The sequence below is a fragment of the Micromonospora sp. NPDC050795 genome, from assembly GCF_044456785.1.
GTDB lineage: Bacteria > Actinomycetota > Actinomycetes > Mycobacteriales > Micromonosporaceae > Micromonospora.
Window position 1 is genome coordinate 42,917 of sequence record NZ_JBITGE010000030.1, and the last position, 25,345, is coordinate 68,261.

Annotated in this window: 23 protein-coding genes and 1 riboswitch; of the genes, 10 read left to right on the forward strand and 13 right to left on the reverse strand. The window is 72.4% G+C overall.

Annotated elements, in window-relative coordinates; translation table 11 throughout:
- Nucleotides 1-112: 112 nt before the first annotated feature.
- The 7 genes from ACIBEF_RS24170 to pseB form a co-directional block, all read right to left on the reverse strand.
- A complete protein-coding gene (locus ACIBEF_RS24170; RefSeq protein WP_396795423.1) occupies nt 113-754 on the reverse strand; it encodes an alpha-ketoglutarate-dependent dioxygenase AlkB in 642 nt (213 codons plus the stop codon).
- A gap of 112 nt (nt 755-866) precedes the next feature.
- Nucleotides 867-1,943, reverse strand: coding sequence for a PseG/SpsG family protein (locus ACIBEF_RS24175; RefSeq protein WP_396795455.1), 1,077 nt, complete (start codon nt 1,941-1,943; stop codon nt 867-869).
- Nucleotides 1,940-2,668, reverse strand: coding sequence for a cytidylyltransferase domain-containing protein (locus ACIBEF_RS24180; protein ID WP_396795456.1), 729 nt, complete (start codon nt 2,666-2,668; stop codon nt 1,940-1,942). Before ACIBEF_RS24180 ends, ACIBEF_RS24175 begins: the two co-directional genes overlap by 4 nt.
- 41 nt (nt 2,669-2,709) lie before the next feature.
- A complete protein-coding gene (locus tag ACIBEF_RS24185) occupies nt 2,710-4,536 on the reverse strand; it encodes a class I SAM-dependent methyltransferase (protein ID WP_396795424.1) in 1,827 nt (608 codons plus the stop codon).
- On the reverse strand, nt 4,526-5,374 hold the full coding sequence (locus tag ACIBEF_RS24190) for a hypothetical protein (protein WP_396795425.1): 849 nt from the start codon (nt 5,372-5,374) through the stop codon (nt 4,526-4,528). Before ACIBEF_RS24190 ends, ACIBEF_RS24185 begins: the two co-directional genes overlap by 11 nt.
- A gap of 10 nt (nt 5,375-5,384) precedes the next feature.
- A complete protein-coding gene (locus ACIBEF_RS24195; protein WP_396795426.1) occupies nt 5,385-6,542 on the reverse strand; it encodes a DegT/DnrJ/EryC1/StrS family aminotransferase in 1,158 nt (385 codons plus the stop codon).
- A complete protein-coding gene (gene pseB / locus ACIBEF_RS24200; RefSeq protein WP_366611567.1) occupies nt 6,539-7,522 on the reverse strand; it encodes a UDP-N-acetylglucosamine 4,6-dehydratase (inverting) in 984 nt (327 codons plus the stop codon). Before pseB ends, ACIBEF_RS24195 begins: the two co-directional genes overlap by 4 nt.
- A gap of 363 nt (nt 7,523-7,885) precedes the next feature.
- Between pseB and ACIBEF_RS24205 the strand changes: the two genes are divergently transcribed.
- Nucleotides 7,886-9,622 carry a hypothetical protein gene (locus ACIBEF_RS24205; protein WP_396795427.1) on the forward strand — a complete coding sequence of 579 codons (1,737 nt, stop codon included), beginning with the start codon at nt 7,886-7,888 and terminating at the stop codon, nt 9,620-9,622.
- 102 nt (nt 9,623-9,724) lie between these two features.
- Here the strand turns inward: ACIBEF_RS24205 and ACIBEF_RS24210 are convergent, their stop codons facing one another.
- Nucleotides 9,725-10,234 carry a GNAT family N-acetyltransferase gene (locus ACIBEF_RS24210; protein ID WP_396795428.1) on the reverse strand — a complete coding sequence of 170 codons (510 nt, stop codon included), beginning with the start codon at nt 10,232-10,234 and terminating at the stop codon, nt 9,725-9,727.
- A gap of 100 nt (nt 10,235-10,334) precedes the next feature.
- Between ACIBEF_RS24210 and ACIBEF_RS24215 the strand changes: the two genes are divergently transcribed.
- The 4 genes from ACIBEF_RS24215 (at nt 10,335) to ACIBEF_RS24230 (ending at nt 13,200) form a co-directional block, all read left to right on the forward strand.
- Complete coding sequence (locus ACIBEF_RS24215; RefSeq protein WP_091401397.1) at nt 10,335-10,586, forward strand: acyl carrier protein; 252 nt, start codon at nt 10,335-10,337, stop codon at nt 10,584-10,586.
- Nucleotides 10,583-11,845, forward strand: coding sequence for an AMP-binding protein (locus ACIBEF_RS24220; protein ID WP_396795429.1), 1,263 nt, complete (start codon nt 10,583-10,585; stop codon nt 11,843-11,845). Before ACIBEF_RS24215 ends, ACIBEF_RS24220 begins: the two co-directional genes overlap by 4 nt.
- Nucleotides 11,838-12,593: an SDR family NAD(P)-dependent oxidoreductase gene (locus ACIBEF_RS24225; RefSeq protein ID WP_396795430.1), complete on the forward strand. Its 756-nt coding sequence runs from the start codon at nt 11,838-11,840 to the stop codon at nt 12,591-12,593. Before ACIBEF_RS24220 ends, ACIBEF_RS24225 begins: the two co-directional genes overlap by 8 nt.
- A 151-nt stretch (nt 12,594-12,744) precedes the next feature.
- Nucleotides 12,745-13,200, forward strand: coding sequence for a hypothetical protein (locus ACIBEF_RS24230; protein WP_396795431.1), 456 nt, complete (start codon nt 12,745-12,747; stop codon nt 13,198-13,200).
- 69 nt (nt 13,201-13,269) lie between these two features.
- Here the strand turns inward: ACIBEF_RS24230 and pseI are convergent, their stop codons facing one another.
- On the reverse strand, nt 13,270-14,322 hold the full coding sequence (pseI, locus tag ACIBEF_RS24235; RefSeq protein ID WP_396795432.1) for a pseudaminic acid synthase: 1,053 nt from the start codon (nt 14,320-14,322) through the stop codon (nt 13,270-13,272).
- Nucleotides 14,323-14,455: 133 nt separating this feature from the next.
- A complete protein-coding gene (locus tag ACIBEF_RS24240) occupies nt 14,456-15,619 on the reverse strand; it encodes a glycosyltransferase family 2 protein (RefSeq protein WP_396795433.1) in 1,164 nt (387 codons plus the stop codon).
- Nucleotides 15,620-15,918: 299 nt separating this feature from the next.
- On the opposite strand from ACIBEF_RS24240, the gene ACIBEF_RS24245 reads away from it, so the two are divergent.
- The 4 genes from ACIBEF_RS24245 (at nt 15,919) to ACIBEF_RS24260 (ending at nt 20,140) form a co-directional block, all read left to right on the forward strand.
- Nucleotides 15,919-17,151, forward strand: coding sequence for an acyltransferase family protein (locus ACIBEF_RS24245; RefSeq protein ID WP_396795434.1), 1,233 nt, complete (start codon nt 15,919-15,921; stop codon nt 17,149-17,151).
- Nucleotides 17,152-17,245: 94 nt separating this feature from the next.
- Nucleotides 17,246-17,728, forward strand: a complete 483-nt coding sequence (locus ACIBEF_RS24250; RefSeq protein ID WP_396795435.1) for a hypothetical protein — start codon at nt 17,246-17,248, stop codon at nt 17,726-17,728.
- A 136-nt stretch (nt 17,729-17,864) separates the two neighbouring features.
- On the forward strand, nt 17,865-18,635 hold the full coding sequence (locus ACIBEF_RS24255) for a hypothetical protein (protein WP_396795436.1): 771 nt from the start codon (nt 17,865-17,867) through the stop codon (nt 18,633-18,635).
- 284 nt (nt 18,636-18,919) lie between these two features.
- A riboswitch (cyclic di-AMP (ydaO/yuaA leader) is annotated at nt 18,920-19,060 on the forward strand.
- 231 nt (nt 19,061-19,291) lie between these two features.
- Nucleotides 19,292-20,140 carry a C39 family peptidase gene (locus tag ACIBEF_RS24260; protein WP_357261542.1) on the forward strand — a complete coding sequence of 283 codons (849 nt, stop codon included), beginning with the start codon at nt 19,292-19,294 and terminating at the stop codon, nt 20,138-20,140.
- 73 nt (nt 20,141-20,213) lie between these two features.
- Here the strand turns inward: ACIBEF_RS24260 and ACIBEF_RS24265 are convergent, their stop codons facing one another.
- The gene (locus ACIBEF_RS24265) at nt 20,214-21,254 is read right to left on the reverse strand and encodes a hypothetical protein (RefSeq protein ID WP_396795437.1); all 1,041 of its coding nucleotides are present in this window, start codon (nt 21,252-21,254) and stop codon (nt 20,214-20,216) included.
- A 127-nt stretch (nt 21,255-21,381) separates the two neighbouring features.
- Between ACIBEF_RS24265 and ACIBEF_RS24270 the strand changes: the two genes are divergently transcribed.
- On the forward strand, nt 21,382-22,119 hold the full coding sequence (locus tag ACIBEF_RS24270; RefSeq protein WP_396795438.1) for an alpha/beta fold hydrolase: 738 nt from the start codon (nt 21,382-21,384) through the stop codon (nt 22,117-22,119).
- Between the two features lie 4 nt (nt 22,120-22,123).
- Here the strand turns inward: ACIBEF_RS24270 and ACIBEF_RS24275 are convergent, their stop codons facing one another.
- Nucleotides 22,124-23,794 carry a CDP-glycerol glycerophosphotransferase family protein gene (locus ACIBEF_RS24275; protein WP_396795439.1) on the reverse strand — a complete coding sequence of 557 codons (1,671 nt, stop codon included), beginning with the start codon at nt 23,792-23,794 and terminating at the stop codon, nt 22,124-22,126.
- 33 nt (nt 23,795-23,827) lie between these two features.
- Nucleotides 23,828-25,345, reverse strand: coding sequence for a D-ribitol-5-phosphate cytidylyltransferase (locus tag ACIBEF_RS24280; protein WP_396795440.1), 1,518 nt, complete (start codon nt 25,343-25,345; stop codon nt 23,828-23,830).

A 25,345-nucleotide genomic window follows, 5' to 3' on the forward strand; every position in this document is an offset into this window, starting at 1 on the left:
ATTTCCTGCACCGGCAAAGCACCGCAAGAGGTGCATAAAGGCGTCCGAAAGTGCAAGATCGGCGGGCGGGGCGGGGCGGGGCAGGGCAGGGCAGGGGTCGGGTGGGTTTGGGCTAGGCGACGTTGTGGGGGCGGAACTGGACGCTCACCCGGGGGCCCACCGGACGGGTGGTCTTGAGGATGGCGTGTTCCCAGGTGCGTTGGCAGGAGCCGCCCATGACGATCAGGTCGCCGTGGCCCACCGGGAAGCGCAGGCTCTCGCCGCCGCCGCCGCCGCGTGGGCGTAGGAGCAGCGGCCGGGGTGATCCGAAGGAGACGATCGCGACGATGGTGTCGGTGTGCGCCGAGCGACCGATGGTGTCGCCGTGCCAGGCCACGCTGTCGCGCCCGGACCGGTAGAGGCACATGCCGGCGGTGACGAAGGGCTCGCCCAGCTCGGGCGCGTAGTGCTCGGTGAGTGCGGCCCGTGCGGAGGTGAGGACGCGGTGGGGGAGCTGCCTCGCACCGTCGTACCAGCAGAGCAGTCGGGGCACGTCGACCTCGGCGTCAAACATGGTGCGCCGTTCGGCACGCCAGGGCACCTCGGTGAGCAGGGTGTCGAGGACGGTGTCGGAGCCGCGCACCCAGCCGGGGAGGTGGTCGACCCAGGCACCCCGGCTGAGCTGGTGCCGGCGGATCTGGCCGGGCAGTGGCCCCAGGGTCGGCCCGGCGTCGGCCAGGTCGAGCATCGACGGCTGGTAGGCGGCCTGCGTCATACGGCCACCCTAGCAGCACTTTCGTACACCCGTGCTAGTGGCGTCCGGCGTCAACCCCGGCCAAGATCGTGCCCGATCCCGGATCAGGTCGCGTTCGAGGGGGACTACGCGGTCAGTTCGGGACCGTGGCGGCGCGTACGGCGTCGAACACCGCGTCCACCACCCGCGCCCGGCCCTGGCCGTCGACGGTGGACCAGGCGCGCGCGGCGAGTGTCGCGCGCCGCTGCGGCGAGCTGAGCAGCCCGTGCAGGGTCCGCGCCGCCGTCGCGCGGGCGGCTCGTCCGGCGACGCCGCTCGCGGTCAGTTCCGGCAGCTCGCCCAGCCCGGCGGCCAGGCCGTGACGAACCACCCGGGTGTACGACTCACGTTGGTTGTCGACCACGCAGACCAGTGCGCCGGGTGCGCCGAGGCAGCAGAGTTCCCAGGTGGACGTGCCGGCGGCGCTCACCACCAGGTCGGCTTCGGTGATCAGCGCCGGCAGCGAGGTGGTGGGCGGGACCGCCCGGATGGTCTGCCCCCGGCCGGGGGCGACATCGTCGACCTCCGCCTCGATCTCGGGTCGACCGACGATGACCGTGAGGTCCATCGGGTGACCGGTGGCCGCCAGCACCCGGGTCAGGACCGGGGCCGCGCCGACCGCGTCGGTGCCGCCGAAGAAGGCCAGCACCCGGGGGCGGCTGACCGCCCTGGCGGGCGGGGCCACCGGCGGCCGGGCGCTGATCACGGTGTCGCGCAGCAGGGCGTACCCGCTGCCGGCGAGCAGCCGGCCGGGCAGTGCCGCGGTGGCCCCCAGCTCGGGCAGCTCCGCTCCGAAGTTCTGGTCGAGGTAGAGGTCCGCGACCTGTCCCCGGCTGTCGCCGTCGATGATGGCGAGGGTGTGGACGCCGGCGGCGCGCACGGCGCCGGCTCCGGCCGGGTCCAGTTCGTAGGAGTCGAGGACCAGCACGTCCAGGTGGTGACGGCGGGCCGCCTCGACCAGGTCGGCCGCCGACTCCGGGCCGGGAAGTAGCGGGATGCCCCGCGCGGCCAGCTCCGCGGTTGCCCAGTCGAGCCGTTCGACGGTGCCGAACACTGTGACCTCGGCGCCCCGGGCGAGGAACTCCTCGGCGAGCGCCAGGCAGCGGACGAGGTGGCCGACGCCGCGCCGTGGACCGGCGTCGCAGCGCAACCCGACCCTCAGGGTGCTCAGGATTCCTCCAGGTGCTTCTGTCGGACGTCGGCGTTGAGCGCGCGCAGCCGGGGCTGGCCGTCGAGCCAGTCGGCGAGCTTGGCCAGCGGCACGCTGACGTCACCGAAGTGGTCGATGATCGCGCTGACCAGCGTCCAGTCCTGCTCGGTGTCGAGGGTGAGCCGCAGCGCGGAGCGGTCCGGGGTGAGCGTCACCCCGAGCACCCGGAACAGCTCCGGATGGGTGTACGCGTACGAGGTGACGTGAACGCGGTGGTGGTCGGTGGCGAGCCGGCCCAGGGTGCGTAGCGTCTCCGCTCGGATGATCTCGACGTCGAGCCCTCGGGGCAGGGTCCGGGCGATGGACGTGCTGGCGTAGTCCAGCCCGGGGACCGCCCGGTACACCGATGCGACCAGGGTGATGATCTCCGGGTCGAGCAGGGGGCAGTCGGCGGTGAACCGCATGACGGCGTCTCCCGGGTGCGCCGCGAGGGCGCCCACGAACCGGTCGAGCACGTCGTCGACCGGCCCGCGGTGGCACGGCACGTCGAGCCGCTCGCACTCGGCGGCCACCGCGTCGTCGACCGCGTCGGTGCTGGTGGCGACGACCAGGTCGGCCAGGACGCCGCTGTCCCGGGCGGCGCGTACGACCCGGCCCAGCACTGAGCGTCCGGCGAGTGGGCGGAGCACCTTGCCGGGCAGCCGGGACGAACCCATCCGAGCCTGCACGATGCCGACGATCCGCAGCCCCGCGTCGTCCGTGGGGGCCTCGGGCACCGGTACGCGGGTCACTGCTGCTCCTCCTGCTTGGGTGCGAGCACCGCGGTGGCCCGGCGTTTGGCGGCGCGGGCACCCCGTTTGGCCAGCCGGGCCGGGGTGATGGCGAGCCGGCCCACCCGGTAGCTGAGCGACCCGCTGAGCAGGCTGATCGTCGTCTCGGCCCGGCGCAGCGCCCGTTCCCGCGAGGTGAGCAGTTCCTCGGTCCACGCGGTCAGCGCTGCCAACCGGGTGAGTTCCTCGCGCTGGCGCAGCCACGCCTCGCGGAGCTGCTGGTAGCTGTGCCCGCCGACCGGCGGGTCGGTCGGCGTGACGGCGTGCAGTTCGGTGGCGAGGCCGACAGTGCCGTCGGCGTCGAGCCCGTGCAGCGCGGCGGCGATGGCCGCCTCGGCCTCGATCGCCTCGCTGACTGTCGCGCGGTCGAGGTCGTGGCCGGCGAGTCCGCCGAGCACCACGGTCAGGCCCGCGACGTCGAGAGTGGACGACCATGGGTGGGCGTACCCGCCGGTGAGCAGGCCCGCGGCGAAGCGCCACAGCCCGCGGGCGAGCACCACGTCGGCGGGCAACGCGGCGGTGGCCCGCCAGCTGGGGTCGAGCACCGCGTACCGCTCGCCGTCGACCACCATGTTGTCGGTGCCGGCCAACGCCGCCGCTCCGGCGATCCGGCCGTCGGCATCGGCCTGGCCGGCGAGCCAGCCCGCGTACCCGTGCAGGAGCGCGCGCAGGGTGGTCAGGTCGCGGCGCAGCGAGGCGTCGAGCAGCAGGGTACGCAGCAGCCGGCCGGACGGCACCGGTCCGGATACCGCGTCGGCGTCGCGGTAGGCGGCCTGGCGGCTGGCGAACGGCGCGGCGGCCGGGGTCGTCGCGTCGGTGGCCGGGATGAGCCCCCAGCGCCAACCGGACGGGCCGTGCAGCACCTCCAGCACGCCGATGCCGGGGCGACCGGTCTGCACGAGAGCCACCGGCAGGTCCGCCCCGGCGGTCGGCGCTGTCGGGTCGGTGCCGTCGGCGGGCCGGTGGGCGAGGGTCAGCCAGCCCGGTGCGAGGTCGGCGGCGCGACCGGCGTGCAGCGCGTCCACCGCCAGCCGGGCCGGGTCCTGGAGCACCGTGGCGCTGGTGAAACCCCCGGCGCAGGCGCCGTGCAGCACGGCGTCGAACAGGCCGGAGCCCGCGTCCCGGTCGAGGTGGTCGGCGTCCAGCAGCGCCGTCGGGGTGCTGACATCGGGGTACGCGGCCCAGCACGCGGCCGGTCGCAGCCCCGCCGCGCCGAGCCGCTCGCGCAGCTGGTCCCGGTTGGCCGGGTGGGCGCGGTCCAGCACGCCGCCGATGGTCCAGGCGGAGTCGTCGCGGCGGGCGTACCAGGGGCTGGTGTCGACGAGCCGGTGCAGGCCCAGCGGGTTGTCCAGGCGCAGCAGCAACGCGCCGCCCGGCCGGATCGCGGCGACGAGTCGTGCCAGCACGGCGTCCCAGCCGAGCCGGGTGCCCTCCACCGACTCCACCGGGTCCAGCCCGGCAGCCGCGATCACCACGTCGTACGTCTCGTCGTCGGGTAGCCCGGCCGGGCCGCCCACCACCACGCGGGCGGCCCGGTCCGCCAGCGCCACCGCGTCCGGGTGGCTGCGCAGCAGGCAGGTGACCTCGGCGTGGGTGAGCTGGTCGAGCAGTGCCGGGTCGTGTGGACCGGCCACCAGGACCCGGGCGCCGGGCGGCACCAGCAGTGCGGCCAGCGCGGCGAGCGGCCCGCCGTTGGCCAACCGTTCCTGCGGCAGGTCCGACCAGGCCAGCATCTCGCCGCCCGGCAGGGTGATCCGGTCGGCGGGTGCGGTCTCAGTCGTCACTGTCTTCCTCTTCCTCCTGGAGGTTCGCCCAACCGAGCAGCTCGCGAAGCTCGGCGGGGGTGCAGCGGTGGTCGGTGCCCAGCTCGGCGCGGGCGATCTCGACGGCGGTGGGCAGGTCGAGAGTGGTGCCGTGCAGCTGCGGCCACTGCCGTCGGATCCGAGCGGTGCCGCCGAAGGTGGGGTCCTCGTTGGACAGGATCATCGGGTCGCCATAGACCGCCGGCTCGCATCCGGCCGCGATGCCGTAGAAGATCGCGCTGGTCAGCCGGTTGGATGCTACCCGGCGGTGGCGGCGCAGTTCGGTGAGCTGCCGGTCGAGGAACTCCGGATCGGTGTCCTTCCACCAGTGTCCCCGGTAGCCGTGGCAGATCACCCGGAACCCGGCGCGCTCGTAGAGCCGGCGTACGTTGCGCATCCGGTACTCGTGCCAGTACAGGCAGACCGTGACCGGGCCGGGCTCGGTGTCCTGGATGAGGGCGATCAGTTTGCGGTGATCGCCCTTGACGTGTTGACCCTCCCAGCCGTGGAACGGGTACCAGATCGTGCCCTCCCGCTCCTCGGCCGGTGGTTCCTCGGGTCGCATGGCCAACAGGTAGCTGAACGGCGCGCCGATGACCACCACGTTGCGTCGCCCCACCGACCAGGCCCGGCGGCGGGTCTGCTCCGACCAGAGCAGGCTGGGGGTGCGTTCGGCGTACGGGTGGCCGGGGGCCAGGCCGTCACCGATGTTCCAGCCGTGCTGCACGTACCCGTTGATCCGGGGTGGGTGCCGGTCGCCGAGGCCGGCGTAGCGGGCCAGAACGTGCGCGTGGCCGTAGAAGTGGTTGGCGTGGTGCATCAGGTTCCCATCAGGCGGCGGGACGCACGAGGCCGCCGCGCACCGCGGCGGTCAGCGCGTCGATGACGCGGTCCTGGTCGGCGTCGCTGAGCCCCGGGTACAGCGGCAGCGACAGCTGCTGGGAGTAGAACGACTCGGCCACCGGGCAGGATCCGCGCCGGTAACCCAGGTCGGCGAAGGCCGGGTGCCAGTGCACCGGGATGTAGTTGACCTGGACGCCGATGCCGGCGGCGCGCATCCGGTCGTACACCTCGCGGCGACGTCCGTCGAGCACCCGGATCGGGTAGAGGTGCCAGGCCGGGTCGGCCCACGACCTGCGGTTGGGCAGCAGTACGCCGTCCAGGTCGGCCAGTGCCTCGTCGTAGCGGGCGACCAGGGCGCTGCGGCGGGCCGTGAACTCGCCGAGCCGACGTAGTTGGCTGCGGCCCAGGGCGCAGAGCACGTCCGGCAGCCGGTAGTTCAGCCCGAACTCGTGCACCTCCTGGTGCCAGCCGCCCTCGTCCGGGAACCGCAGGTCGTCGCGGTCGCGGACCACGCCGACGCCACGGAACCGGCGGGCGCGCTTCAGGATCTCCCGGTCCAGCGCCGCGACGGCGCCACCCTCGGCGGTGGTCAGGTTCTTCGTGGGAAAGAACGAGAACGTGGTGAGGTCGGCGAGCGAACCGACCGGCCGACCGTGGTACGTCCCGCCGATGGAGTGCGCCGCGTCGGCGAGCAGCAGCGCGTCGCTGCCCTCGATCGACGTGCGTAGCGCGTCGTAGTCGGCGGGGTGGCCCGCGTAGTCGACGGCGGCGACGACCTTCGTGCGCGAGGTGACCGCGGCGGCGGCCGCCGCCGGGTCGAGGCAGAACGTCTCGTCCTCGACGTCGGCGAACACGATCTTCGCGCCGAGGGCGACCGCGCTGCTGGCGGTCGCCACGAACGTCATCGGCGGCACGACCACCTCGTCGCCGGGCCCCACCCCGGCCGCCGCGTACGCCACGTGCAGCGCCGCGGTGCCGTTGGAGACGGCGGCGACACCGACTCCGCCGGTCCATTGGGCGAGGTCGGCCTCGAAGGCGTCGACCTGCGGACCGGTGGTGAGCCAGTCGCCGCGCAGCACGTCGGCGACGGCTGCGACGTCGTCCTCGCTGATCGACTGCCGGCCGTACGGGAGCATCCCCGTCATCCGTTGATGCCGAGCATGTCGCGCAACTGCTCGACGGTGAGCCACTCGTCGTTGGTGTCCGACTGGTAGGCGAAGCCGTCCGGCACCGGGTCGCAGTCGATCGGCGCCTGGTAGCCCCACGTGGCGATGGTCGGTTGGACGATGAACCGACCGTCGGCGCGCAGCGTCCGCCGGCTGTCGTCGGGCGCGATCATCTCCTCGTGCAGCTTCTCGCCCGGCCGGATCCCGATCTCGTGGGTGGTGGCGTCCGGGGCCACGGCCTCGACCAGGTCGAGGATGCGCATGCTCGGGATGCGGGGTACGAACAGCTCGCCGCCCTGCATCTGGTCGAACGAGTCCATGACGAACTGCACGGCCTGGTCCAGGGTGATCCAGAAGCGGGTCATCCGCTTGTCGGTGATCGGCAGGCTCTTGCCCTCGGCGGCCAGCCGGCGGAACAGCGGGACCACGGAGCCGCGGCTGCCCACCACGTTGCCGTAGCGCACCACCGAGAACCGGGTGGGGTGCTGGGCGGCGTAGTGGTTGGCCGAGACGAACAGCTTGTCGCCGACCAGCTTCGTCGCGCCGTACAGGTTGATCGGGCTGGACGCCTTGTCGGTGGAGAGCGCGATGACCTTCTTGACGCCGGCCTCGATCGCCGCGTCGACGACGTGCTGCGAGCCGGTGATGTTGGTGGCGATGTACTCCGAGGGGTTGTACTCCGCGGTGTCCACCTGCTTCAGTGCGGCGGCGTGCACCACGTGGTCGACGCCGTGCATGGCTCTGGTGAGGCGGTGCCGGTCCCGGATGTCGCCGATGAACCAGCGCAGCCGCGGGTCGTCACCGAGCTGCTGGCGCAGCTCGTACTGCTTGAGCTCGTCGCGGGAGAACACCACCACGCGGGCGGGGTCGGCCTCGTTGAGGATGTGCCGGAGGAACGTCCTGCCGAAGGAACCAGTTCCCCCGGTGATCAGAATGGACGATCCATTCAACTCACTCAATGTGGTGCTCCCGTGTTCGTGGATGAACGAGCGGCCCTGGGCCGGCCGACCGGGGTGACACGCTAGCCATGGCGGGTTAACTCCCCGGCGCTCGCGGGTGAACCGCAACCTCTGCTCCTGTGAATGCCGAACACCGCGCAGGCGAACACTTCCGACCGTCCCGGATGTGGGCTGACCTGGCCCGACCGGGCCGTTACAGTGACCGCGCGAACGACCCGGCAGCCCGGCGCGCAGCCGGGTCCGGCGTTCACCCGACATCCACACCGGCTCGGTGCGAGCGGGCCACCCCGGGTGTCACCGACGCCGGCCGGGGCCCGTCGGATCCGCGCGGGCCCGGTACGGCCGGCAATTCTGGAGGCGTTCATGGCACCCGGTAGTGACGTGATCGAACGGCCGGTGGTGGCGGCCGGGACGCCGAGCGACCCGCCCGCCCGACGGTGGCTGGTGCCGCTGCTGCTGGTCGTCGGCTGGGTGCTCAGCGTGGCCTGGCGCATGTGGTGGTCCCGGCACATAGCGCTGCCCATCGCGCACACCGACGAGGACAGCTATCTGAACACCGCCCGCGCGTTGGCCGGCGGTCCGGGGGGCTTCAGCAGCGAGAACGACCTGCTGCGCCGGGTCGGCTACCCGATGCTGATCTCGCCGGCGTTCCTCGGGGACCGTGACTTCACCGACAGCTACCGGATCGTCCAGCTGATCAATGCGATGGTGAACTCGACGCTGCTGCCGCTGGCGTACCTGTTCGGTCGTCGTCTGTTTCAGCTGCGCCGCTCGTACGCGCTGCTCGGCGCGGTCGCGGCGGCGACCCTGCCGGCCACCGCCTTCTACGCGGGCGTCGCCATGATCGACGCGGTGATGGCGCCGCTCGTGGTCGCCTGGCTGCTCGCCGTGCACCGCTGGATCACCCGGACCGGCCCGCTCGCCGCCGCCACGGTGGGCCTGCTCGTCGGCGGGTTCCACCTGCTGCACTCCCGCGGCCTGGTGATCGTGGCCGTGCACGCCGGGCTGGTCCTGCTGCTGTTCGTCCGCCGCCGGATCAACCCGCCCGTCGTGCTCGCGGCGCTGCTGCCGGTGCTCGCCATGGCACTCGTCAACGAGGCCGCCATCCGCCACCTCGGCGGCAAGGTCTACCTGCTCGGCAGCACTCCCGGCGGCAGCACGCTCGACGCGATCGCCTCCGCCCAGGGCGTGGTCCGGGTGAGCGCCGCGGTCACCACCCAGCTCTGGTACCTCGTGGTGATCACGTTCGGACTGGCCGGGGTGGCCTGGGCCGGGGCGGTCCGCGAGCTGTGGCGTCCGCGGCACGGTGACGCGGCCCGCTGGACGATGGGCGTGGCACTGGTGGTGACCGTCGGGGTGGCCGGCGGCGCGTCGGTGATCCTGTCCGGCATCACCGGCAAGCCGCTGGACGCGATCTACGGCCGGTACGTGCAGATGCTCGCGCCGTTCTGGCTGCTGGTCGGCGTGGGGGTGCTGTTCACCGCCGGCTGGCGGGTGGTGCTGCGCCGGGCGGCGGTCGCGGTGGCGTTGCTGGTCGGTGGCGGCGCGCTGATCGCGGCCCGACTCGCGTACGTGGCCAGCCAGGGCCACCAGCTGCGCTACGGCGGTTTCAGCGCGCCGGACCTGGTGGCGTTGACCGGGGGCTGGCATCAGTTGCGACCGGTGGTCGGGTCGCTGGTCGGCATCGCCGGCTGTGTGGTGCTCGTCGCCGCGGCCCGGGTGCCCCGCCTGCGTCTGCCGATCCTCGGCGCCCTCGTGGTGGTCAACCTCGTCACGATGCAGGTGATCGACCAACGGATCGTCCGACCGGCCGTCGAGAGCACCGCCCCGACGCCCCGGGTGGCGGACGTCGGCGTACGCCCCGGCGAGCGCGTGTGGGCCTCGACCGGCGTGCACTACGTCCTGCGGTTCAACCTCAGCCACCAGGTGACCTGGACCGACGTCCGGTGGTTCGGTGTCGGGCAGCCGCCGGCGGCGGCCCAGGTCGTGTTCGCCCGCTGGGCACCCGGACAGGCCGACGACTGGGACGGGGCGGCCTACGGCTTCGTTCGACTCGGCGGTAACCCGGCCCAGCACTGGGCCGCCTGGCGGCGCGTCTGACCGATCGCACCCCGGTGGACACCGCTATTCGTGAACGGCGGATGTCCACCGGGAGCACTGTCGGTTAATGGTTCCGGTCCATTTCGGAAAATGGTCCGCCAATCAGCGCTGGCGACGGTCCGCCCGAGCGAGGGAAATCGGCACGACGGTGATTTCCCGGCCGTCGGACAGTTCCTGTCGCGGCGTGCCCTCGACGAATCGGAAACGTCGGTTCATCTGTCGTACGACGGTATTGTGGCTGAGCACCTCGCCGTCGAGTCGATCCAGGTGCAGCCCGTCGAAGGCGTACTCGACGGCCTCCCGCATCACGCCCAGCCAGGCCGGCAGCGTCTCGCCCCTGGCGTCCAGACCGTCGGCGTCGAGATAGAAGCCCCACGCGCCGGTCCGAGGGCCGTCCAACCGCAGGTCGAAGAAGGTGACCACACCGCAGGGGTGGTCGTCGCGGACGTACACCAGCACCCGCCGGGACGGGTCGTCGCGGACCGCCGACCACCAGCGGGCGTGCTCAACGGCGGTGATCTCGTGACTGGTCTTGCTGACCTGTCGATTGGTTTCCTGATTACGCCAGGACAACATCAGATGAACGTCGTCCGCCGTCGCTTCGCGCAGCACGTGCGTCTCGCTTTCCTAGCCGTTCACGTCGGGTCCCGGCACCTTACCCGGGCCTACCGGGAAATCGGATACGCATTCGTTGGGTTGTAGACTTCGGCGCATGAACGAATTGAGTCGCGCGCAGATCCGCGACCTCATGGCTCAGGTGCTGAAGAATCAGGACAAGGAGCTGCCCGCGGACGACGCGGCGCAGTTGCGGGAGATCGGCTTCCGGTCGCTCGACTTCTCCGAGCTGGCCCTGCGGGTGGAGGACGAGACGGGGGAGGAGCTCAACTTCGACGCCCCCGGGCTCCGTCGCATCGCCACCGTCGGGGACGTCCTCGACTTCCTCGTCGAGCTTCAACACCAGTGACCGTCGCGACGTCGCGCCCCCCGACCCCCGCCAGCCCGGAGCCAGCCGGTGTCGACAACCGGCTCGTCGTCGGTGGCGTCACGCTGGCCTGGCGTTCGCTGCCGACGCCCACACTGCCCGACCCGGCGGCGGTGCTCGCCCGCTCGGCCGTGCACGCGCTCACCGCGGCGCGGCAGCATGCCGTGCACGGCACCGAGTTGCTGCTCAGCACCGCGAGTCGGGTTGACGCGGTGATGCGCGCCGAGCTGCTGGAGGCCGGGTTCACCGTCGGCGTCCTCGACGACGACGGCGTGCACCCGAGCGCACCGGCCCGGCCGCGAGCCGCCGAGCCGGGCCGACTCTGGCTGCTGACCTCGGGCTCCACCGGGCGTCCGAAGCGGGTCGGGCACACCCTCGACACGCTGACCACAGTGCGGGCCGACCAGCCCGACCGGACCTGGCTCTGCCCGTACGCCCCCGGCACGTACGCCTGGTGGCAGGTCGTCACCCTGTCGCTGACCCAGCCCGGCCAGCACCTGGTGGTGGTCGAGCCCGACGAGCTGGACGACTGGCCCACCGTCGCGGCCACCCACGGGGTGGACGCGGCCTCCGGCACCCCGACCTTCTGGCGGCGCACCCTCTACCGCGACGCCGAGGCCCTCGCCCGGGTGCCGCTGCGCCAGATCACCCTCGGCGGGGAACCGGTGGACCAGGCGATCCTGGACCAGCTGCGGGAGGTCTTCCCGACGGCCCGGATCTCCTGGATCTACGCGTCCTCCGAGGTGGGGGCGTCCATTGTGGTGCACGACGGACGGGCCGGGTTCCCGGTCGACTGGCTGGGCCGGGAAACCCCGGGCCGACCGACGCTCTCCGTCCACGACGACGAACTGGTGGTCACCTCCCCGTACCACGGGGCCGGTCTCGCCGGCCCGATCCGCACCGGGGACCGGGTGCAGGTGCTCGACGGCCGCGTGCTGATCACCGGCCGACTCGACTCCGACGAGATCAACGTCGGTGGTAGCAAGGTCTCCGCCGGTGTGGTCCGCGGTGTGCTCGCCGCTCATCCGGCGGTGGCCTGGGCCCGGGTGACCGGCCGCCGCGCCCCGGTGCTCGGGCGGATGGTGGTCGCTGAGGTGGTCCTCGATTCATCCTCTGTGGACACCGACGAGGCCGCGCTGGTCCGCTGGTGCGCCGACCGGCTCCCCGAGCACGCGGTGCCGCGCCGCATTCGCGTCCTGACCGACATTCCCGTCAAGGAGACCCTGAAGAGCGATGTCTGAGCCAGCCGACAACCAGCTCGTCCCGCCCAGCTCCGTGGTCCTCGTCTCCGGCGGTTCCCGTGGCCTGGGCCTGGCCATCGTCACCGACCTGCTCGACGCCGGCGTACGCGTCGCCGCGTTCGCCCGCACCATCACCCCGGAGTTGGAGAAGCTCGCCGCCGAGCACCCCGACCGGGTGCACGTGGGCTCGGTGGACGTCACCGACCTGCGCGCCGCGCAGAGCTTCGTCCGCGAGGTGGAGCAGCACCTCGGCCCGATCGACGGCATCGTCAACAACGCCGCCATGGGGCAGGACTCCCTGCACGCGCACACCGCCGCCGACGACATCGCCCGGATCATCGAGACCAACCTGACGGCCCCACTGCAGCTGACCCGACTGGTGATCCGCCGGATGCTCGCCAAGGGGTTGCGCGGGCGGATCGTCAACATCACCTCGATCTGCGGGCAGCGTGGGTTCCCGGGTCTCGTCGCGTACTCGGCCACCAAGGGCGGCATGGACGCCGCCACCCGCTCGCTCGCCCGCGAACTGGGCGGCCGGATGCTGGTCAACTCGGTCGCGCCCGGCTTCTTCGCCTCGGAGATGTCCGCCGTGCTCGGTCCGACCCAGCTCGACCAGATCGTGCGCCGCACCCCGACCGGTCACCTGACCGAGCCGGTGGAGGTCACCCCGGTCGTGCGGATGCTGCTCCGGGAACACACCAACATCAACGGCCAGGTCATCGTGGTGGACGGTGCCGCCGCCATCTGACCAGCGGCCGGGTCTCCTCCCAGCGGAACCAGCGCCGCCGGTTGTCGGTGCCCTGACGGCCGTGTCGCCGGGGGTGGGCGGCGTGGCCGATCCGGCGCGGCCGGTTGTCGGTGCCCAGGCGGCCGTGTCGCCAAGGGTGAGCGCCTCCGCCGTGACCCGTCCGGTGCCGGCGTTACTGGCCGCCGCCGAGCGGCACCTGCGCTGCGGGTCACCGGCCGCCCTTGCCGATGCGGTGACCCGCAGTCACCTCGACGACGGGCGCTGCGTCGGCTGGTACGGCCCGTCGGTGCCCGGCTGGCGGGTGGCGATCGACGCGGAACGCGCCGACGCCCCGGTGCCCCCTGCGCTGGCCCGCCGGTTCGGCACGAACGACTTCTGGGCCCGGTGGACCCGCGCCGAGTGCTACTGCAAGTTGGCCGACATGCCCGTGGCGTCCTGGTGGCATCGGCACGGGTTGGGCACGCCGGCCGACGGACCGGCAGTCTGGCGGACCCTGCGGCTGGCCGACCTGGTGATCACCGTCGGCTTCGCCCCGACCCTCCCACCCGGCGATCTTGCACTTTCTGACGCCGAATCGCGGCATTCACGCCTTACGTCGGGACAGTAACTGCAAGATCGACGGGGCCGGGCGGGACAGGGCCGGGCGGGACAGGGCGGGGCGGGTTAGGGCCTGGGGTTAGATCTGGTCCCAGCTCAGGGGGGTGCCGCGGGGGACGTCGGTGGTGAAGGTGCGGCCCAGGACCCGGTCGATCTCCACGGGGGCCAGCCCACCGGCCGGCCGGATCGAGCGGACGTTGTGCGCCGTCACCGGATCGCCGGCCCGGACGTCCTCGACCACGAAGAGCGACCGGCGGAACCGGAGCCCCTCCCGCTCCGCGGGGGTCGGTCCGATCGCGGTGCCGCCCAGCGCCTCGAACGCGCGGCCGGACTCGGCGACCAGGGCCGTGAGCTCCGCCGGGTTCAGGGAGAAATCCGAGTCCACACCGCCGTCGGCCCGGTCCAGCGTCACGTGCTTCTCGATGAAACAGGCACCGAGCGCCACCGAGGCGACCGCCACCCCGATGCCGGGGGTGTGGTCGGAGAGTCCGACCGGCACGTCGAACGCGCCGGCCAGCACCGGCAACCGGCGCAGGTTGCTGTCGGCCGGCGGGGCCGGGTAGGACGCGGTGCAGGCCAGCAGGACGATGCCCGCCGCGCCGCCGGCCCGCGCGGTGCGCACGGCGGCGTCGATCTCGGCGACCGTCGCCATTCCGGTGGAGATCACCATCGGTTTGCCGGTGCTGGCCACCAGCCGGATCAGCGGCAGGTCGACAAGCTCCGACGAGGCGATCTTGTACGCGGGCGCGTCCAGCGACTCCAACAGCTCCACGGCGGTCGCGTCGAACGGCGACGAGAAGACGGTCAGGCCACGCTCGCGGGCCCGTTCGAAGATCGGGGCGTGCCACTCGTACGGGGTGTGCGCGCGTTCGTAGAGGCGGTACAGGTTCTCCCCGCCCCACAGCTCGTGCCCGCTGGAGATTCGGAAGGCCGGGGTGTCGACGTCGATGGTGATGGTGTCCGGCCGGTACGTCTGGAGCTTGAGGGCGTGCGCCCCGCTCGCTGCCACCGCGTCGACGATGGCCAGCGCCCGGTTCAGATCGCCGTTGTGGTTGCCGGACATCTCGGCGACCACGAACGGTCGCTCCCCGGCACCGACCGCGTGCGGTCCGATCTTGATTGTCGCTGTCATTCCGACCTCTGCTCAGGTACGCCCGCACCGGGGTGCGGTGGTGCTGTCGTCGTCCACCCGGCGGGCGGAAGACCTGGAAAATCAGGGCGCCGGGAGCAATCCCGACTCCCGGCGTGCTCAGCGGTGGGGGCGATCACGGCAGCCGGCCGCCGGCCAGCGCGTCACGCCGCTCCGGCGCGAGCCCACCGTCGCGCGTCGACCCTGCGCTCGTACCTCGCCCCGGGTCCTCGTCGGCGGCGACCGAACCGCCCTCGGCGCTGCCCAGCGGGCCGGATCGACGCAGGCGACCAGCGACCCGGTGGGCCTGGCGCAGCGCCGAGTACGCCAGCCAGTCACCCCGCCCGACGAGGCGGTGCTTGAGCCCGGTCGCGCCCGGGGGCAGCGGGTAGCCGCCGGTCGGCAGGTAGCGACGGTAGTGCGCGGCGGCCCGGTGGAAGAAGTCGCGCCGCAGGTGTGGGTGCAGCCGGCCATCGTTGCCCACCACCACCAGGTAGTGGCTGATCATCAGCTCGAACAGTTCGGCCTGCAACCGCTCGTCCGGGTGCTTCCGGGCGACCCAGTCCATCAGCCGCTCGTACTGGGCGAAGGCGTCGAAGTGCCGCCCGCTGCGGGTGGAGGTGATCGCGCCCTGGCGGCCCTGGCGGTACAGGTAGCAGACCCGGTCCAGCACGGAGATCTTCTCGGCCCCGATCAGCAGGGGGTGGCTGAACGGGATGTCCTCGTACCAGCCGGGGAAGAACCGCAGTTCCAGCTCGTCCATGAAGTCCCGGCGGACCACCTTGTTCCAGGCGGTGTGCTGCACCCGCAGCAGGTGCGGCCGGTCGGCCAACCGGGTCACGCCGGTGATCCCGCGCAGCAGCGGGCTGCTCGCGTCGACCTCCCGCCGGCCGTCCTCGTGCACCCGCAGGTGGTCGAGCATCAGCACGTCGGGCTGGTGCTGGCGCAGCCGGTCCAGCACCGCGGCGATCGTGCCCGGTGGCAACCAGTCGTCGCTGTCGACGAACCAGACGTACCGGCCGTTGGCCACGTCGAGCCCGGCGTTGCGGGCCAGCCCCAGACCCACATTGCTGCTCAGGTGCACGACGCGCACGCCGTCACGGCTGACCGCGTACGAGCGGAGCATGTCGCCGCAGCCGTCCGGGGAGGCGTCGTCGACGGCGATCAGCTCGACCGCGTCCGACTCGCTCGCCGGGATGTCGGCCCGGATCGACTCGAGGCACTGGTACAGGTACGCCTCGACGCCGTACACGGGCACGACGATGCTCAGCAGCGGTGCGTGCGTCGGCTCATTGACCACGTCCGCCACCTTCGACGACCCGGGTGGCCGGGCCCGGAACCTGACGTTGCCGCCGATGGTGGACTCTCTGAACTCCCGCCCAGCGGGAGGTTAACGCCGAGCCGGTGGGCGGTTCCCGGCCCGGGGAGCGGGGGCTCGTGGGGCGGGTGGGATGCGTCCGGTTCACCCGGGAGTGACCCGGTAGGGTGCCTCGGTGCGGCCCTGCCGGGTCGTCGTGGGCGTCGCCGTCGCGCCGTCCGACGCCGCGCCGAGGAGGCTACGACAGTGCTGGTGACCCTGCCGAGCGCCGGGATCCCGGCATGACGAGCGTCGCCGCGACGTCGGCCGCCCAGCCCGCACCGGCCCCGCCCCGGCTGCCCTCGCTGACCGGGCTGCGGTGGATCGCCGCTCTGCTGGTCTTCGGCTTCCACGCCGGCACCATGCGGATCATCGCCGAGCCGGACTACAAGGCCGTCATCGACGCGCTGTTCACCCTCGGTCTCTCCGGGGTGCAGTTCTTCTTCATCCTCAGCGGTTTCGTGCTGGTCTGGTCGGCCCGCGAGGGCGACTCGCGGCGGACCTTCTGGCGGCGACGGATCGCCAAGATCTACCCGAACCACCTGGTGCTGTTCGTGGCGACGCTGGTGGTCGCCTGGTGGTTCGCCGACCCGGTCCTGCCGGCGGCGGCGTTGGAGAACCTGCTGCTGTTGCAGGCGTGGGACCCCCGGCCGGGCTGGTTCTACAGCATCAACACCGTCAGCTGGTCGCTGTCCTGCGAGTTCTTCTTCTACCTCTGCCTGCCGCTGGCGCTGCCACTGCTGCGCCGGGCCCGGCCGAAGCTGCTCTGGGCGCTGATCGTCGCGCTGCCGCTGCTGATCCTCGCGCTCTGGCCGGCACAGGAGTTGGTGCCGGAGGTAAGCCGTTGGTGGTTCACCCAGGTCTTCCCGCCGGTGCGGTCGCTGGAGTTCTGGTTGGGCGCGGTGGCGGCCGAGTTGATGCGCCGGGGGCTCTGGCGCGGTCCCAAACTGACAGTGGCCAGCGGGATCTTCCTGGTCACCTGGGTGGTGGCCGCGCAGTGGATCCGCGCCGAGCTGTGGACCACGCTGCTCGCGGTCGCGTACCTGTTGGTGATCACCGCTGCCGCGGACGCGGACGTGCGGGGTCGGCGCTCGCCGTGGCGGTCCCGGCCCCTGGTCTGGCTCGGTGAGGTCTCGTTCGCCTTCTACCTGGTGCACGTGCTGGTGATGACGAGCGTGCTGCGGTGGAGCGGAACCTGGGGGATCGGCTTCGGAGGCTGGCGCGGCCCGGCCGTGGTGCTCGGTTTCCTGGCGGCGAACCTGATCCTCGCCGGGTTGCTGCACCGCTTCGTCGAAACCCCGATGATGCGCCGGCTCGCGCCGCGGCGCGCGGCCCGTCCAGCGCCCGTCCCCCGACAACGCGCGGCCGGCGACGACGCACGAGACCCCGCGAGCATCGCCCCAGGCAAGGTCGACGGACCTGCCGACGAGGTCGGTCAGGCCGGCGGTCGATCACCGTACGTCGACCTGCGCTGACGGCGTCCACCCTGGTCAAAGGGGGTCGGCGCGGCGTGATCCGACACGCCCGTGGTCGATGCGCCCGGGTCGGCGCGAGGCGTAGCGTGGGGACGTGCTTCCGGTTGCGTTCACCTGTCCGCTGTGGTGGGTGGCGCGCTGGGCGACTCGGGTGCTGACCAGCCTCGCCGTCGTCGCGGCCCTGGCGCTCGGCGCAGGCCCGGCCACGGCCGCCACGTCGACGCCCGGCCCGGGGCCCACGTCGAGCGTGGTGCCGACCACTGTCGCCGGCTCGCTGGCGGCCTCCTGCCGACACGTCGGGCCAACGGGGTCAACCGTCACCAACGCCGGCCGTGCGCCGGGCGACGGTGGTGCCGACGCCGTCGGGTCGGGGTCACCCGGCGCGGCCCGTCCGGCCCCGGCGAAGGCCACCGAGGAGGCGGCCCCGACCTGGTCGGTCGACGCGCCGGTGGCGCTCCCCGGCGATCAGGGCACCATGACGGCCGGCGTGCTGCCGGCCAGCGCGGCCGAATCTGACCGGCTGCCCCTCGTCGACAGTGCGAGCGGTCGGGCTTCCCGGGCCCCACCCGGGCGCTGAGCCACCGGGACGACCGTCCCGCCGCCGCGCCCTGTCGACCCACCCCGCTCCCTGACCCGCCGACCCGTGGCCCGCCGTGGCCCGCTGGTCGGCGCGGCTTTCCATCGCACTGCTCTCTCTCCCCGAGGTGCCGACCATGGAGACCGTCGTCTTCTACCAGTTCGTGACCGAGGTGCCGCGGGCCGCCGCCATCTGGTCGACGCTGCTCCTGCTGACCCTGGGCCTGCTCACCGTGCTGGCCGCCCGCCCCGAACGGGCCCGGCTCACCGGCGACCCGCTCCCGGCCGGGCCCACCGCGCAGGAGGTGGCCGCCGCCGAGGCTGTCGACAGGCGCCGCTACGCCGAGGAAGTGGCCGTTGCCGCGGCCCGCGCGGCCACCACCGCCCAGCGGCGGCGTGCCGCCTGGCTGACCGCTCAGGAACAGCTGGAGCAGGCCTGGATCGCGTACGACGAGGCGGACGCCGCCGCGCGTCGCTTCGCCGGCGCGGGGGCACTGCCCACCCCGCAGACCCCGCACACCCCCGCCGAGTACGCCGCCCGGGAACGCTATCTGCACCGGGCGGCGATGGCGGCGTACTGGCGGGGTGGCCTGACCATGGCGCAGCTCGGCGACGTGTTCGGACACCGGCGCGGCTGGGATCCCCGGCGACACCCGGTCGAGCAGGAGGTGTTGATCAGCCGGGTGATCCGGGATGCGCGATCGACCGACTACCGGGTGGCCGCCGACCGTGAGCGGGTCGCCTGGCGCGACGCGGAGTTGGCCGCCGAGTCGGCCCGTGCCCTCGCCGAGGAGGCGTACGCGGCGGCGTCCCGGCTCCGCCCGACCCTGGTCCCCGCGCGCCGCACGGTCGCCGGGGCGTTGCGTCCCGCCGTCGTGGCACTGTGGCGCCCGGCCCGGGTGGGTTGAGCCCAATCCGTTATGTGAGGCCGGTCACCCAATCAAGAAATCGGACGTCCGACGCGATCGATGGGATTGTTCGCGCGATTCTGGCCGCGTTCTTTGCGGCCTGTCCGGTTGTCGCCCGTAGGCGTCGCCGTAACTGGTTGTCCCATCGAGTCACATCATCGGCATTACGCGCAGAAATTGTGGTGCCAATTGGGGTTTACGCAGGTGAACCTGGCTTGGCAGGGCGTTGAGACGCCAGTAGTGTCGTCCCGTCCGGTGCGGTAACCGATCGCAAGACGCGACGCCGCATCGACCCGCTTAATCGTGATCAACGAACCGGGGACCCACCAGTAAGTCCGGGGTGAATCCGCGAGCCACGGCCCGCGGTAGGGCGTCTTCCCGCCCGAATCCGTCAGCTAACCCGGTAGGCGGTGTCGGAAGGAGTCCCATCCTCGTGCAGCACCTTTCCACCCCTCGGTTGTTCCCTCGCCTCCACGGCGCGGCGGTGCACCCGCTCATTCGTCGCGTGACGGTGAGCTGACCCCCGGGTCATCGCCTTTCCCGCCCGGCCGATCCGGGCGTTCCCCTGAGCGGTTCACACCCGCGGACCACGGTCCGCGCGCTGGCGCCTGCCCGGATACCGGTCCGGCCCCGGTGTGCCGCTCACCCCCCGATCCGTGGAGGACCCCGTGAAGCACACCCTGCAGCGTCAGCTCCGTCGCCTCGCCACCGAGCGCCCGTACCAGATCGTCGCCGCCTCCGCCGCAGCCCTCGCGATCGCCACCACCACCGGCGCCCTGCTCACCACTGCCGACGACGCCCCGGCCGGCCAGCGCACCGCGACCACCGTCGCCGAGATGCGCAGCGACGTCGCCGCCTCCCGCAGTGAGGCCCGGGACGCGTCCCCCTCGGCCAGCGCCGCGCCGACCACGGCCGCCCCGGCCACCAGCGCCGCGTCGCCCGCCGCCAAGGCCAAGAGCAACCCCGACCTCACCCGTAAGCCCACGCCGCCGAAGCCGCCCGCGACGAAGGTCCTCGACTACGACTACGAGGCGCAGAACACCTACTACAACTGCGGCCCGGCGGCCACCCGGAACGCGCTCAGCGCCGCGGGCATCGACCGCACCCAGGAGGAGCTCGGTGCCGAACTGGGCACCACCGAGATGGGCACCAACTCGGCCGAGGACACCACCCGGGTGCTCAACGCCGAGGTGAAGGGCTCCCCGTACCGGACCCGGATGTTCCCCGGCGCGCCCAGCCCGGCCCAGATGGACCGCCTCCAGGCCGACGTGGTGAAGGCCGTCACCGACGGCCGGGGCGTGGTCGCCAACGTCGTCGGGGACGCCGTCGACACCGACGGCGGGTGGCACTCCTACGGCGGCGGGCACTACATCGCCGTGGTGGGCTACAAGGACAACGGTCGCACCGTTCGGATCGCCGACTCGGCGAACCCGGCCGACCCGTCGTACTGGATCACCACGATCGACCTGGCCAACTGGATCACCAGCCGGGGCTACTCCGCCTGACCCGGGCACCCTGACCGCCGCGGGCGCCGTCTCCCACAAGGGGCCGGCGCCCGCGGCGTCGTCGGCTGTGCGGTCAGTAGGTGATGAAGCCGTACAGCGCCTTGTGGTTCGACTTCGTCCCGACGACCGTGTGGTCGACTGCGGACGACTGCACGCTGCCTTTGACGAACAAATAGTCGATCTTGCTGGAGCCGCTGGTGGCCGCCGAACCGTACCCGGTCATGCCGTAGCCGCCAAGCGTGCCGGGGGCGATGCCGGTGCGGTTCGCGTCGATCCCCACCACGCGGATGGTGGACGCGTTCAGCAGCGCGGTCGCGTCCGCACCGAGGTGGATGCCACTGTCGGCGATACCCCGGTCGCCGTCGCCGGCGCAGGCGTTCTGCCGGTTCTCCTGCGGCAGGTGCATGGTCGCGGCGAACACACTCGCGCCGGTCGCCTTGATGGTGAACCGGGCCGCGATGGCGCTGGTCCGCTTCCACTTGTAGTAGTCGGTGCTGTCCGGGTCGCTGTTCGGCGGCTTGTAGAGCGTGCACCCGGCGCCGTTGGCGTACGCCGTGCCCGGCTTGAGCCAGCCCGCGCTCCAGTATTTCGAGATGTCGCCACTGGCGAGGTTGAGCGTCCGCTTGTTCCAGACGATGGCGTTGGTCTGCTTCTTCTTGAGGTCTCCGAGCGACGCCGAGCTGCACCGGTGCGTGCTTCCCCACGGCTCCGGGTCGTCCCACGCCACGATCGCCCCGTAGCTGCCCGCCGGGTAGCCGAACTTCGCCGACAGTTGGTCGGCGTACGCCTCGGCCTGGCCGGTGCCGCGCACCTGCTGCACGATCAGGATGTCGGGCGCCAGCACGCCGCTGGTGCCGGTGCGACCGGCGTCGTCGACCAGGATCGAGCTCAGGTGGTCCGGTCCGGAGATGCGGGTGCAGCTTCCGTCGGAGTTGTTCACCACCAGGTTCTCGATGTTGTTGTTGTAGACCCGCAGGACCCGGTCGGCCGCCGCGACCGACGCACCAGCCAAGCCGGCGGTCGACGACGCGACGGGCGCGTGGGATGTCTGCGGCGCGCCGAGCGTGGCGGCCGTCAGGGCCGCCACCAGCGCTGGTCCGACAATTCTGAGCACGGTGGGCTCCTCTCCGGGGCGGGATCGACGGACGGCGCTCCCGGTCCGAGGGCGAAGACTACAGTGGATCTTCGTAGCGCGGGTGACGCCTCTCGTACCTGGCGGTGAACCGTGGGACACTGCGGCCGTGGTGGAGAAATCGGGTGGTAGAAGGCCGGTTCTGCTGCTGCTGCACGGCATGGGGGCGACCGGAGACGTGTGGTTGCGGTGGGCGCCGTACCTCGAGCAGCACTGGCCCGGGCGGTGGCTGGCACCGGACCTCGCCGGCCACGGCTGGGCGTCGCCACTGCCCTCGTACTCCTTCGCCGGTCTCGCGGAACGGATCGGGCAGGCCCTCGCTCCGGACGACCGGCTCGTCGTGCTGGGGCACTCGCTGGGTGGGGTGGTCGGCCTGGCGCTGGCCGCCCGCGACGCCGGGATGCCGGTCGACGCGGTCGTCGGCCTCGGCATCAAGGCACAGTGGTCACCCGCTGAGCTGACCCGCGCCGCCGAGCTCGCTGCCCGACCGGTGAGCTGGTTCGCCACCCGCACCGAGGCGGCTCGCCGCTACCTGCGCGTCGCCGGGCTCACCGGTCTGGTCCCGCCGGACCACCCGGTGGTGGAAGCCGGGCTGCGCCAGGTCGACGGCCGGTGGCGCCTCGCCATGGACCCGGCCGCCTTCGCCGTCGGCGAGCCCGACCTGGCCGCGCTGCTGGCGGCGACCGACGTGCCGGTGGTGCTGGCGCGTGGGGAGAACGACCCGATGGTCGCCGACGAACAGCTCAAGGAGTACGGCGTACCGGTCGCCACGCTGCCCGGTCTCGGACACAACGCGCACGTGGAGGACCCGGCGGCGGTGCTGGCGCTGCTGGATCCGTACCGCTGAGCGGCTATGCCGGTGCGGTCGCGGTGAGCGCCTCGGCCGGTGCCAGCTCCCGGCGGGCGGCGGCCAGGAACGCCTCGGCGTACGACTCGGCCGGGAAGTCACCCAGGTAGCGGCGGCGGGTGGCCCAGCGGGCCTCGGCCAGCGGGTCGGTGTCCAGCAGGGCGGTCAGCACGTCGTCCACGTTGGACATGTCCCGACGCAGCACGTAACCCGACCCGGCCAGCGGGAACCGCTCCACGAACCGGTCGCCCTCGTCGCCCATGTCGGTGACCGCGTACGGCTTGCCGGAGTAGAGAAAGTCCGAGATCACTCCGGACACGTCGGAGACCAGCGCGTCGGCGGAGTTGACGCACTCGGTCAGGCTCAGCTCCCGAGCCGCCGCGCCGACCACGTGCTGACGGCCGGTGCGGGCCCGGTCGGCGACGAGCAGTTCGGTCAGGCGGCCCAGTTGCCGGGCCGAGGCCGGGTTTTGCGTGGTGTACGGGTGGGCTCGCAGGATCACCGTCGCGCCGCGTTCCAACAGTCGGCGCAGCAGGCTTTCGGCCACCGGCAGCGAGCAGTAGTCGGCGTCGGCGTGGTGCCCGGTCCAGGTCGGCGTGTAGAGCACCGTCGGGTGCGCCAACCCTCGTGCGGGCTCCGGGCGTACCTCGATCGACTCGACCTGTGGACGACCCACCACCACGAACTTGTCGGCCGGGATCTGCACTCCGGCGCGGGCGTACCGGTCGATCGCCGCCTGCCCGGCCACGAAGATCCGGTCGAAGATCCCCGACACCGGATTGGCGCTCGGCGCCTTGTCGCTGTCGCCGTGGTGCAGCTGGATGTGGGTGAGCTGGGTGAAGCGGACGCAGTGGCTGTTCTTCGCACCGTGGTTGACGTAGAACGCCGCCCGTAGGCTCGGCACCAACGCCTGGTCCATCGCCCCCAGGGTGGGGCAGTAGACCACCGGCGCGTCGGTGGCCGCCGCGATCGGGGCCAGGAACTCCGGCTCACGCAGCACGACCAGGAACGGTCGGCCGATCCGTTCCAGGTACGGCAGCCACATGGTGACCTGGTATTCCGAGCCGGGAGGCGCGGAGAAGTAGAGCAGGAACTCCGGCTGGTGCCGGCGCAGCGCGGCGGCCACCGACCCGCCACCGGCGCGTGGCCGGAACCGTCGCCGGGCCAGGTCCAGCGCGACCGCACCGGCGCCCGCCCCGACCAGCAGGCTGGCGGCCAGGGCCACACCGGCCGGCAGGGCGAGCGCGGCGGCGAGCGCCAGGGCGGCGAGCAGCCCGAGCAGGGCCGTGCCGAGCCGGTCGGCGATCAGCGGCGTCCAGGCGCGTACCGGCAGGTTGGCCGTGCGGATCTCCAGACCGCCGGCGGTGCGCAGCGGCCCCACCAGCAGCACCAGACCCAGCAGGACCAGCCCGGTGGCGACCAACGCGAGGTCGAGCCCGTCGTCCAGCCGCCGGGAGTAACCGACCATGATCGCCGCGGCGATCAACGCGGTCTCCGCCACCAGGTCGGCGCCGGGCCGGATCCGCTGCTCGGCGGCCGAGGCGGCCAGCGCGGCGACTGCCAACGCCAGCCCCCAGCCGGTGGCGCCGGTCAGCGCCAGCACGACGAAGGCCAGCACGGCCAACCCGGTGGTCAGGCACCGGGCGGCCAGCTTTCGGACCAGGTCGCCGCGCATGTCGCTCCGTTCGTGGTTCCGCAGCCGTCGGCGTCAGTTGGCGGACGTCGCGCCGGCCGGTGCCTCGACCCGACCCGGCCCGGACTGCACCGGCACGCTCGGCGTGGGCCCGTCACCGGGTGCCCGGCGTACGTCGATCACCTGACCGGTCAGGTCGGAGATCAGCACGTCCAGCGACGACTGGGCGACGGCTTCAGCGGCGAGCAGGGTGTGCTCCGGCTCCTCGCCGAAGGCCCGCGTCCGCATCGGGGTGGCGGTGCGCTCCGGGTTGATGCAGTTGACGCGGACGCCCACGTCGGCCCACTCGTCGGCGAGCGCCTGGGTGAGGTTGACCAGGGCGGCCTTGGTGGCCGAGTAGAGCGCGTAGCGGGCCCGGCCCCGGGTGTAGGAGCTGGAGGTGTAGAGCAGCAACTGGCCCTTGGTCTGCTGGAGGTACGGGAGGGCCTGGCGGGCGATGGTCACCGGGCCGACGAAGTTGACCTGGAGCAGCCGGTCCATGGTCTCCTCGTCCATCTCGGCGAGGGCGCCCTTCTCCAGGATGCCGGCGGTGACCACCACGTGGTCGATCCGGCCGGTGGCCTGGAAGGCGGTCGTCAGCGCGGCCTCGACGTCCTCGGCCCGCTCCACGTGGGTGCCCGTGCTGGAACGGCTGAACGGGAAGACCTGGGCGCCGTAGCGACGGGCCAGCTCGGTCAACTCGTGGCCGATGCCGTAGCTGCCGCCGAACACCACGATGGTCCGGCCGGTCAGCTCCTCGCTGTAGCTGCGGTGGTCGGTCAGCCGGGGGGCCTGCGCGGCGGCGAGTTGGAAGAGCTTGTCTGCCAGGTGCACGTCGACCGGGTGGGTGACCTTGATGTTCTCGTCCGAACCGTCGATCACCTTGATCGGGGTGCCGGGGAGGTAGCGCAGCACCACGCCGCAGTCGTCGGTGGCGGCGAAGTCCGGGTCGTCCTCGGCGATCTGGTACGCCGCCCGGATCGTGGGGGAGCGGAACGCCTGCGGGGTCTGACCACGGCGCAGCCGGGAGCGCACCGGGATGTCGGTGATGCAGTCGTTCTCGTCGACCTGGATGATCGTGTCCGCGGAGGGGATGGCCACGTCCACGGCGTCGTAGCTCCAGAGCGCGTTGACGCACTCGCGCACGATCCGGCCGCTGAGCAGCGGGCGTACCGCGTCGTGGAAGAGGATGTTGCAGTCTTCCGGGCCGACCGCGTCCAGGGCGATCCGGGTGGTGGCGTTGCGGGTGTCACCGCCCTCGATCACCTTGGTGACCTTGCGCAGGCCGGCCTTCTCGACGATCTGCTGGGCGTCCTCGACGTGGCCGGTGGCCATCAGCACGATGATCTCGTCGATCTCCGGTGCTGCCTCGAAGACCGTCAGGGTGTGCTCGATGATCGGCTTGCCGGCGATCTTCAGCAGCTGCTTCGGGATGCCGAGGCCCAGCCGGGTCCCGGTGCCGCCGGCCAGAACCACCGCCACTGTCCGCGAGGGCCGCCACGGCGTCGGGGTTCCCGCTTCGGCGTCCGGGCCAGGGGTCTGGTCCTGCGTCAT